Below are 9069 nucleotides of genomic sequence, written 5' to 3' on the forward strand. Positions count from 1 at the left end.
TAGCTTTAGTTAATCTTTGATCTGAACCAGATGGTACTTTCCGAGGTCAGCAAAAATAATCCGGCGACAGTTTCCGCGGCAATGCTTATTAAACCCACGACGTTGTTCTGCTCGGAGGATAGCCCGTCCGCAAACAGATGGTAGAGGGTTGTTATGATGAGGAATGCCGTCAAAACAAGTGCAACGTTTCTTGCCCAAAGCTTTCCAGCCGAAAGCCGCATGATGGTGAATGCATAGAAGATTAAAACTACGGAGAGCAGCCCAAACACCGTGATCGCCGCGTCCAATTCCCGGGGAGTACTAAAAGGCGGAACACCCACTCCACGAACGATACGGACGAAAAAAACTGAAAACGCAATCCAATATACTGCGACTGCGGCTCGAACTAAGTTTGGAGTATCGTTGCCCGGGAAAAAGATAAATTTAGTTTCCGCCCTCAAAGGAACCTCCGCAAATTTCATAATTAGAGCCACCCAGTTTGCCGATCATAGTCCTGGTTCAAAGCTTTTTCTAGCAAGAAATAGGTAATCATGCGGCGCAAATGTTGTTCTATGAATGACACGCTTTGTAGAGCCGTGACTGGCTCTTGAGGGTCCGCTCTGGGCCAGTCGTCGTCCGGTTCAGTCCGGTCAGGAGCGATCATTTGCCGAGTGCGCCTAGAAAATGTGGGTCGGTGCTTCCACGCCAACCAGCCAGCTTGGCGTGAACCAATTGAATTCGAACACGATTGGGCGAAGCGAAGACGATCGTGGGTGAAGCGAAGCTTGCATGACATTCGTATCGCCGGGGGCCCGGCATGAGCTCACGACTGATCAGGAACGCCCAGCCGTCGCCGAAGACCTCCGGCGCGCGCCATACCGCAAGTGTCATCGTATTCACGTAACTTGCGGCTTTGGCCTGTCTTGCCAACTGCATCGCTTTCAAACTGATGTGTGAGAGAGCAAGCCTCACGGAGTGGAGCCTATGACCACAAGAAAGCCAACATACGTGGCGCATTGTCAATGTGGCGCGGTCGAGATTAGCGCCTGGGGTCAGCCCATTATCGTCAATGCGTGCTACTGCGACGACTGCCAGGCGGCAGCCCAACGTCTCGCCGTAACGGCCAATTCAGGACCTGCGTCCAGCGTCGACGGCAGCACGGAGTTCATGATGTTCCGGCGCGATCGCATTGCCTGCACACGCGGCGCAGACCGACTCCTGGCGATGAGGCTGAGCGCCCCCTCGAAGACCAGACGGATGATCGCGAATTGCTGCGCAACGCCGATGTACATGGCCTTTGACGACAAGCGGCCGTGGGTGTCAGCGTTCCGCACCCCTTTCGGAGCGGATGCGCCACCAGTGGAAATGCGGATCTGTACCCGGTTCAAACGCTCGGAAGAAAAGGCCGAAGATGGCTTGCCCAGCCATCCCGGATACCCGCCCGCCATGATGGTCCGCATCCTGGCCGCCTGGCCGTTCATGCTGTTCAGCAGGCCGGTCGGCACTTTGCCGTAGCGCGACTATTCGATGCCATTGCATGCGCCAATGCCCGCGTGGCGTCGGGTACGGCCGATCGTCCCGGGGCCGATGACATTGTGGCGAGAAAGCTCTATCCCCAGGTTCCGCCCAAGGTGGAATATCGGTTGACCGACTGGGGGCAGGCAATATGCCCCGCCCTGGAGGCACTCCTAAAATGGGCGGAGCAGCGCGACGAGATGACTAAAGCCGTTTAACGTCCAACATGGCGCCTCAAGCGCCTTCTTTTGACTGCTGGAGCAAGCCGAGCCGAATCAGGCTCTCGGCCGTCGCGACAATGGCCTCTTCACTCGAACGCGGTGCCCAGCCGAGCATGCGAACAGCCTTTTCGCTCGTGGCATTCATATTCCTGCCGAGCAATGTCGCAATGCCTCGCATCGCGGGGTTTCTGAGCGCCGCAAGGCGCACCAGCCAGTTGGGAAGCTCACGCGCCGGCACCTTGCATGCCGCTGCGCCCATGCGCGAACGTAGCACCTTCGCTACGTCGATTAGCCACAGACTCTCACCAGCGGTCGCGAGAAAGCGCTCTCCTTTGGCGGCAGGGTCGGTCATCGCTCGCACATGCAGATCTGCCACGTCTCGCACGTCGACAAAGCCGCAATTGACCTTCGGGCACCCTCGCTGGCCATTCAGCATGTTCGTTATCAATCGGACGGAATGCGAATAGTCGGGGCCGAGCACAGGGCCAAGGACAGCAGTCGGATTGATGGCCGTTAGCTCCAGGTCGCCTCCTTCTCGCGCGATGAAGTCCCAGGCCGCGCGCTCGGAAAGGGTCTTCGATTTCTGGTACGGCCATACGTTACCCGTCAGATTGCTCCAGTCCGTCTCGTCGAACGGCCGCGTCAGCGAAGGTTGCCCAGCACAGATCGCACCAAAAGCGGAGGTCAGTACCACGCGCTTGACCCCGGCGTCCCGTGCGGCGCGCAGAACCCGCAGATTGCCGTCGACCGCTGGGTTGATCCAGTCCTCCTCGCGGACTTGATCGCCCGATGGCGTCGGTGACGCGCCGTGCATCACATAGGCGCATCCGGCGGCGGCTTCCGCCCAGCCATGGTCGTCAGCCAGATCCGCAGTGACGCACGACAGGCGATTACCTGGTTCGGCCCCGCCCGTCTTGAGGTTGCCTCTCAATTCCGCTTCCCGTGCAAGCGAACGGACCGTGGTTCGCACGCGATAGCCCTCGCGCAACAAGGCGAGAATGCAGTGCTGCGCAATAAATCCAGTTCCTCCAGTGACGAGTACCCATTCTTGGTTCATGCCGGTTTCCTGATTGCGTGGTTCATCAGGTTAGACAGAGATGGCGGGACTGTGAATGCTTGAAAGTGCGATTTACTTGCGCGATAGTGCGAACATGAGCACCGACCCTTTCTCCGACATCCTCAGGTTCACCAGCGCCGAATCACTTGTGACAGGTGGCTTCACTGCAGGTGGCGCATGGGCCATCCGCTTTCCCGCACCCGACAAGATCAAGTTCTTCGCCGTTGTGAGGGGCTGTTGCTGGGTTCGTATCGAAGGCGAAGCAGAGCCGGTTCGCTTTGACACTGGAGACGTCGGTCTGCTGGCGGCGAAGCGGTCCTTCGTGCTCGCCAGTGCCCCGGACGTCGTTCCGGTCGAGGCCATGAGCCTGTTCACGGGCCCTGGAAATACGGCACAACTGGGCGACGGTGCAGACTTCGCCCACATTGGCGGCCACGTCCTGCTCGATCCGGCGAGCGGGCAACTGCTGGCGGATGTCCTGCCACCGTGGATTCATGTACCGGCGAGCTCGCCGCAAGCGACGGCTTTCCGCTGGCTGCTCACTCAGCTTGTTGAAGAACGGACCGCCACCCTGCCAGGCGCGCAACTCGCGTCTGCGCAACTCGCGCAGCTTCTCTTTATCCAGATCCTGCGTGCTCATCTGAAAACATCCGCCCCGATGCCCGCCGGATGGCTGCGGGCGCTGGGTGACCCCCGCATCGCGCCAGCCCTTCAGTTGATGCACGGCGACCCCGCACACACATGGCATCTCGACGAGCTTGCCAAGGCGTGCGCAATGTCCCGCACGACGTTCGCCTTCCACTTCAGAACGATCGTGGGCGTCGCGCCACTGACCTATCTCACCGAATGGCGCATGCGCCTCGCTGAGCGGGCGTTGCGCGAAGAGAACAGCCCGATCGCCGTGATCGGCCAGGCGCTCGGGTATTCGTCCGAAAGTGCTTTCAGCACTGCCTTCAGGCGCGTAACCGGCCACACACCCAAGACATACCGCGTTGCCGCACGAGCGTCTCGATCGCACGTCACTGAAGCCCTGACCGGCGAAGCGAACAGATAGACCACCTCGCAAAACCGTATCGAGTTCGCGGCGCTACATCAAGGAAGGCGACCTCTCCCATTAGCTCCCGTCAGCCCAGTTCGCCGAACATCCCGACGAGCCAGTCTATAAAGATCCTCACACGCTGGCTGAGGTAGCGGTTGCGAGGATACGTGACGTGATAAGGGTACGGCGGTGGTTCCGAACCATGCAGGAACGACACCAGTTGCCCGGACTTTAGGAAGGGCCGAACCTTGAAAGTGAAGATCTGAATAACGCCGACCCCTGCCAGGCCTGCCGCGAGGTGCGCATTACCTTCGTTGACGCTCAGAAACGAGTTGGGTTGAATCTCTGTTGCCTGCTCGCCCACCCCGAACGGTGACGGCACGATTCGCCCGGTTCGCGGTGAGATGTATCTCACGAGCGTATGGTTCCTCTCGAGGTCTTCGATACTGGTCGGTATCCCGCGGCGCTTTATATAGTCAGACGAGGCGCACGTCGTCCAGCTCGCGCGCCCAACTTCTCTTGCCACGAGCGCTTCGTCGTACATCGGACCGCCACGAACGGCGCAGTCGATGCCGTCCTGAATCATGTCGCTGAAGCTGTCGCGAATGGAAAGGTCTACTTCAACGTTTGGGTAACGTTCATGAAACCGGGGTAGTGCGGGTATAACAAAGCTCGTGGCCAGAGACGCGCTGATCCCGATCTTGATCTTCCCCGCCGGATTCGCATTTTCCACAGCAAATGACGTGTTGATCTCGTCCAGCGCCTGCATGATCGGTACAGTGCGATCGTAGTAGGTAGCGCCTTCCGGCGTTACCGCCACGATGCGCGTTGTCCGTTGCAAGAGTTTGACTCGCAACTCGGATTCCAGATCCTGGATCAGTTTGCTAACGGTCGCGAGGGGAACGCCGAGTGAATCGGCTGCTTTCGTGAAGCCGCCTGTCTCGACGACCCTGGCAAAGACCCTGATCGCCATCAAGTTGTTCAACAGCGTCCTCCTGTGAAGTTGCCGCTGCTCAGAATCCACCGGTAGCGCGAGGCGCGCCGCAGTGAATTCCGACGCGCACGCTGAAAACCGGGGTATTGCCAGCGGCGATCAGATGGAGCGGACCACCACAATACCCCGATTCTTCGATTGATACTCCATCGCGGCAACCGTTTTAGCTTACGGACGACGTCGTTGCTTTGTCATTCAGATAGGCAAACAGCGGCTCCAACCGTGGCAGACGTGAGAGTCCATTCCTTTTCAGCGAGAACGATGCGAATGCGCGCCGGTTTGGGAAAACCCGTGATGTCATGTACCTTCATGTAAAGCATCTTCAAATGCGCCGTTAGGCAGAAAAACGCTTAAGCGTCGAGTCGATTCGACGACGTTCGTCGCTTACGAGCGCCATGTCGGTTCGTTCAAATTCATGGAAGCAGGGCGAGCTTGCCCTGCGTGCCGCGGCTCTCGATAGCGCGATGAGCCGAACTTGCCTCATGCAGCGGAAAATGTGTCGTCTTCAGCGCGCTAAGCCACCCTTCTTCAATGCCGCAGATCAGTTCAGCCGCGCGACGCTGCATTTCCAGCGGATCTTCGATATACGTGAAGATCGAGCCGCCGGCCACTCGCGCGCCCTTCAGGATCAGCGGATAGATCTGGACGTCAGGGGCGACTCCGGACGCTTGCCCATAGGCAATAGCCATTCCGCGATCCGCCAGTGCCTTTACCGTCCCGGAAAAGGTCGTTGCCCCCACTGCGTCAAACGCGACGTCAACGCCCCGCCCATTCGTTATTGCGAGAACTGCGTCGAGGAAGTGACCATTGCTGTAGTTCACCGTGTAGTCAGCGCCTATCGCACGGATGGTCTCTAATTTTTCCTCGGTGGACGCCGTTCCTATGACGACGGCACCGAGGCGTTTGAGCCACTGAACAAGGAACTGGCCAACGCCACCGGCGGCTGCGTGCACCAGAACAACGTCGCCGGGTTTGATGGCCCGATACTCGGCGAGCAGGTATTGAGCCGTGATGCCCTGAAAGAGCAGTGCTTCGTCAGTGGTGAACGAGGTGGGAATCACGATTGCCTGGTTGGCAGGCATGACAACCTGCTCTGAATAGGAGCCCGGAACATTTATCCACGCGACCCGGGCGCCCACTTTCAGCGATGACACGGAGTTCCCGACCTCACGGATCGTTCCCACGCCTTCAAAGCCGGGCACAAAGGAACCGGACTGGTAATCTACCGCTCCGTTTCGCTGGTACACATCGACATAGTTGACGCCTGCAGCTTCGACGTCGACGAGCACTTCGTCGGCCCGCGGCGACGGCGACTGCGCAGAGACTACTTCCAGCACGCCGGGATCTCCCGTCTTCCGAATGAGAATCTGCTTCATTTCACACCTCAATTTTCGACATCCGGTGGTTGTCGCGATGACGCTCATTTTTTTCAACGTCACAATGAGACATTGATCGTCGGAGATCATAAGTAAAACTAATCACCAGGAATCATTGGAAACATCCAAATCATCCTGTCGTGGAAGCGGTAAATCGGTCGCGCGACTGTGTCAGCTCTCACTGCTGTTCGAGTGCAGGTTGCGTAGGGCACAGCCTTGCCGCGTTTAAAGCAATAATGACGGCAAGGTTGCGTACGCGCGTCAAACCCGTCTCATGGCGAGACTGGTTTGATCAGAGCGGAGGGCGTCGATCACCCAGGCCGCCGCGCCGCTCAAGGAGCGCACCGAGGCGCAGGATCGTGGCCTCGTTGAGCCATTTCGACACCAACTGAATGCCGATCGGGAGGCTTTCCGAACTGAACGCGTACGGCACGGAGAGTGCGGGGAGCCCTGTCACATTGAACGGCGAGGTGGCCCTCATGACGTGCATCCACGACACCTTTTCGCCGTTGACCATGAGCTCCTGAGCGCCGTGCGGCGTTGCAGTCATTGGATTCACCGGGCACAGCAGTACGTCGTATTTCTGGAAGAAGCCGGCAAATCCCGATCTCAGCGCTTCGGCGTTGCCCTCGGCGGTCAGGTAGTCGCTAAAGGAAGGATCTGAAAATGCAACGATGCCCTTGCCGATTTCATGCAGGTCGCTCTCGCGTCCAGCGGCAAGTTTCTTGATGTAAGGCACGATCTCGCCGTACACGGTTGTCATCAGCGTAGCCAACGGATCGCCCAGGAACGGGAGGCGGACTTCTTCGACATCGAATCCGAGGTCGGAGAGCTGGCCTGCAGCGGCCTTCACGGCAGCGGTGATCTCTGGATCAACGGGTCCAAAGGCACCGTCCGACACCCAGCCCACCTTTAGCGCTCGCCCCGCCAGGTTGACATCGCTGGAATCGGCATTGCTCTGATGTACAGCGTAACCATCGACTCCGTCCGGACCTTTCAGAATCGAATAGCCGAGAGCCACGTCGCGTACTGTCCGAGCCATCGGACCAACATGCCACCAGCGTTGAATGACGCTGGGATAATGACCGGTGTACGGAATACGACCGTGCGTAGCCTTGAGAGCGGCAATCCCCGTAAATGCAGCCGGGCCGCGCACGGAGATCGCCACGTCACTGCCAATGCCGATCGGCGACATGCCGGCGGCGATCGCTGCGGACTCCCCGCCAGACGATCCACCCGGGGTGCGTTCGAGGTTCCACGGGTTGTTGGTGCGGCCTGTGACCAGGTTGTCCGTTTCGGTCCACGCGGAAAATTCGGGAAGATTGCTCTTCATCAGCGGGATTCCGCCAGCGGCCTTGAATCGAGCAACGGAGGTAGCATCCTGTGCGGGTACGTTTCCCGCGAAGAGCTTGGAGCCGCGTTGGGTCAGAACGCCAGCCGTATCCAGTGCATCCTTTATGGAGAACGGTACGCCGTGCAGTGGGCCCAACACGTCGCCGTTCATTACGGCTTTTTCTGCCGCTTTGGCAGCGTTGACCGCGTTGTCTCGCATCAAGGTAACGACCGCATTAACCTTCGGGTTGACCATCTCGATGCGATCCAAGTGCACCTTTATGACTTCTACGGGCGAGATCTCTTTGGTCCGGATCAGACGCGCCAGTTCGGTGGCATCGCGATAAAAAATCTTTGTGTCATCGTTCGTGAAGCTCATGTTTGCCGCCTATTCGTGGACGTACATTCAATGGGATATATGCGCGTAAATCAGGGCCGTGGGATGCACGGCACATAGGCATATATCGCTAAGACGGACGGAGTGTAGGCGCGCACTGACGGAAGATAAACGGGAGTTCCTGGAAACATTCTCCAGCGCGCTGGATAGTGCGGTGTCAACCTGTACCGCCGCCATTCATTAGCATAAAGACCTGACGAATGGCGACGAGCAAGCTAAAGCGACAGTCGCCAACACCTTTCGGCGGATAGGTTGACCATTTTGCACAGGACCAGGCCGCTTCCTCCCCGTGAATCACTCCGTGTTCAACTGGTTTGATTCCGGGCCGACTACGCCGTGTTTTTAAATAACCAACAAAGCATTGTCATGTGTTGGAACAGAGCCCACATGCCGCATACCTTGAGCCGTTGGTACAGAAGAGGCGAGGTCAAAATTTCTATTTAAAACAGTATGTTATGCCTTGTCGCGTGCACGAAGGCGAGCTTGGCACAGATCGTGAGGTGTAGCTTAGCGAGCGTCAATCAAAACCGCTCAGTTTCATTCCGGGTCTTGTTGCCAAACTACTTTTAATAGGTGAATCAAAATGAACACACTGCATATTGTTGACCTGCGTCAGGAGGACGAACTTTCCTCTTCCGATATGGCCCGTGTTGTTGGTGGACACGATGTAGAGAAGGAAAAAGCACTCGTTGAACTCTACCGGGTTATTGCCGGGATGGGAGTGGATACGCCCGAGCCAGCCCCCCACGTGTCGATGAAGTTGCCTGCATAATCAGACCGTTGATAAACGGCGCGGGTAGAAAACAAAAATATGAGTACAGATGGGGACTTCCATAAGGGCTGGATTACCGGCCCTTATGCTTTTAGAAAAGCGTTGGCCGCGCGGCTTGTCTTGTTGGCGAACGCGCAATATCGCCGATATGAACTCGAGCCGTATCGGGAGATTTCGTCACCGTCCCTGCGTACCGACTGGAGCGATGCGACGTGCGGACAGATTTTGCTGACGCAGCGCTTTGGTTGTTTCGCTTGCACCGTCCGCGCGCCAGCCCGGCGGCAGCATCACGTAGCTGATTGCAGTCCACACGCTGCCGGCCGACACGACGTCACGGGCGAGGCTGACCCAGTGTTCGAATTCGACGACTAGCGGATTGCGAGAGCG

General features: G+C 58.0%; 8 protein-coding genes and 2 pseudogenes. 3 read left to right on the forward strand and 7 right to left on the reverse strand.

All coding sequences use genetic code 11. From position 1 onward, the window contains the following. Nucleotides 1-5: 5 nt before the first annotated feature. Both JWR14_RS09295 and JWR14_RS09300 read right to left on the reverse strand, forming a co-directional pair. A complete protein-coding gene (locus tag JWR14_RS09295; protein ID WP_299704894.1) occupies nt 6-461 on the reverse strand; it encodes a hypothetical protein in 456 nt (151 codons plus the stop codon). A 594-nt stretch (nt 462-1055) separates the two neighbouring features. Further along, nucleotides 1056-1484: a hypothetical protein gene (locus JWR14_RS09300; RefSeq protein WP_299704897.1), complete on the reverse strand. Its 429-nt coding sequence runs from the start codon at nt 1482-1484 to the stop codon at nt 1056-1058. Nucleotides 1485-1562: 78 nt separating this feature from the next. Here JWR14_RS09300 and JWR14_RS09305 point away from each other — a divergent pair. Then, nucleotides 1563-1712, forward strand: a pseudogene (locus JWR14_RS09305) (winged helix-turn-helix transcriptional regulator); the annotation flags it as partial. 16 nt (nt 1713-1728) lie between these two features. On the opposite strand, the gene JWR14_RS09310 reads toward JWR14_RS09305, so the two are convergent. Continuing rightward, nucleotides 1729-2772, reverse strand: a complete 1044-nt coding sequence (locus JWR14_RS09310; protein WP_299704900.1) for an aldehyde reductase — start codon at nt 2770-2772, stop codon at nt 1729-1731. A gap of 55 nt (nt 2773-2827) precedes the next feature. Between JWR14_RS09310 and JWR14_RS09315 the strand changes: the two genes are divergently transcribed. After that, nucleotides 2828-3826: an AraC family transcriptional regulator gene (locus JWR14_RS09315; RefSeq protein ID WP_299704904.1), complete on the forward strand. Its 999-nt coding sequence runs from the start codon at nt 2828-2830 to the stop codon at nt 3824-3826. A 70-nt stretch (nt 3827-3896) separates the two neighbouring features. On the opposite strand, the gene JWR14_RS09320 is transcribed toward JWR14_RS09315, so the two are convergent. From JWR14_RS09320 to JWR14_RS09330, 3 genes are all read right to left on the reverse strand, one after another. Then, nucleotides 3897-4796, reverse strand: a complete 900-nt coding sequence (locus tag JWR14_RS09320) for a LysR family transcriptional regulator (RefSeq protein ID WP_299704906.1) — start codon at nt 4794-4796, stop codon at nt 3897-3899. A gap of 422 nt (nt 4797-5218) precedes the next feature. Next, the gene (locus JWR14_RS09325; protein WP_299704909.1) at nt 5219-6181 is read right to left on the reverse strand and encodes a quinone oxidoreductase; all 963 of its coding nucleotides are present in this window, start codon (nt 6179-6181) and stop codon (nt 5219-5221) included. Nucleotides 6182-6473: 292 nt separating this feature from the next. Beyond that, the gene (locus JWR14_RS09330; RefSeq protein WP_299704912.1) at nt 6474-7892 is read right to left on the reverse strand and encodes an amidase; all 1419 of its coding nucleotides are present in this window, start codon (nt 7890-7892) and stop codon (nt 6474-6476) included. Between the two features lie 601 nt (nt 7893-8493). On the opposite strand from JWR14_RS09330, the gene JWR14_RS09335 reads away from it, so the two are divergent. Next, nucleotides 8494-8682, forward strand: coding sequence for a hypothetical protein (locus JWR14_RS09335; RefSeq protein ID WP_299704914.1), 189 nt, complete (start codon nt 8494-8496; stop codon nt 8680-8682). A 177-nt stretch (nt 8683-8859) separates the two neighbouring features. Here JWR14_RS09335 and JWR14_RS09340 read toward each other — a convergent pair. Beyond that, nucleotides 8860-9069, reverse strand: a pseudogene (locus tag JWR14_RS09340) (sterol desaturase family protein); the annotation flags it as partial.

Source organism: Caballeronia sp. (assembly GCF_028292365.1).
Taxonomy (GTDB): domain Bacteria; phylum Pseudomonadota; class Gammaproteobacteria; order Burkholderiales; family Burkholderiaceae; genus Caballeronia.

Coding starts and splice junctions, on each gene's coding strand:
- JWR14_RS09325 (WP_299704909.1), bottom strand. CDS start 6,181: ATGAAGCAGATTCTCATTCGGAAGACGGGAGATCCCGGCGTGCTGGAA.
- JWR14_RS09295 (WP_299704894.1), bottom strand. CDS start 461: ATGAAATTTGCGGAGGTTCCTTTGAGGGCGGAAACTAAATTTATCTTT.
- JWR14_RS09330 (WP_299704912.1), bottom strand. CDS start 7,892: ATGAGCTTCACGAACGATGACACAAAGATTTTTTATCGCGATGCCACC.
- JWR14_RS09335 (WP_299704914.1), top strand. CDS start 8,494: ATGAACACACTGCATATTGTTGACCTGCGTCAGGAGGACGAACTTTCC.
- JWR14_RS09310 (WP_299704900.1), bottom strand. CDS start 2,772: ATGAACCAAGAATGGGTACTCGTCACTGGAGGAACTGGATTTATTGCG.
- JWR14_RS09315 (WP_299704904.1), top strand. CDS start 2,828: ATGCTTGAAAGTGCGATTTACTTGCGCGATAGTGCGAACATGAGCACC.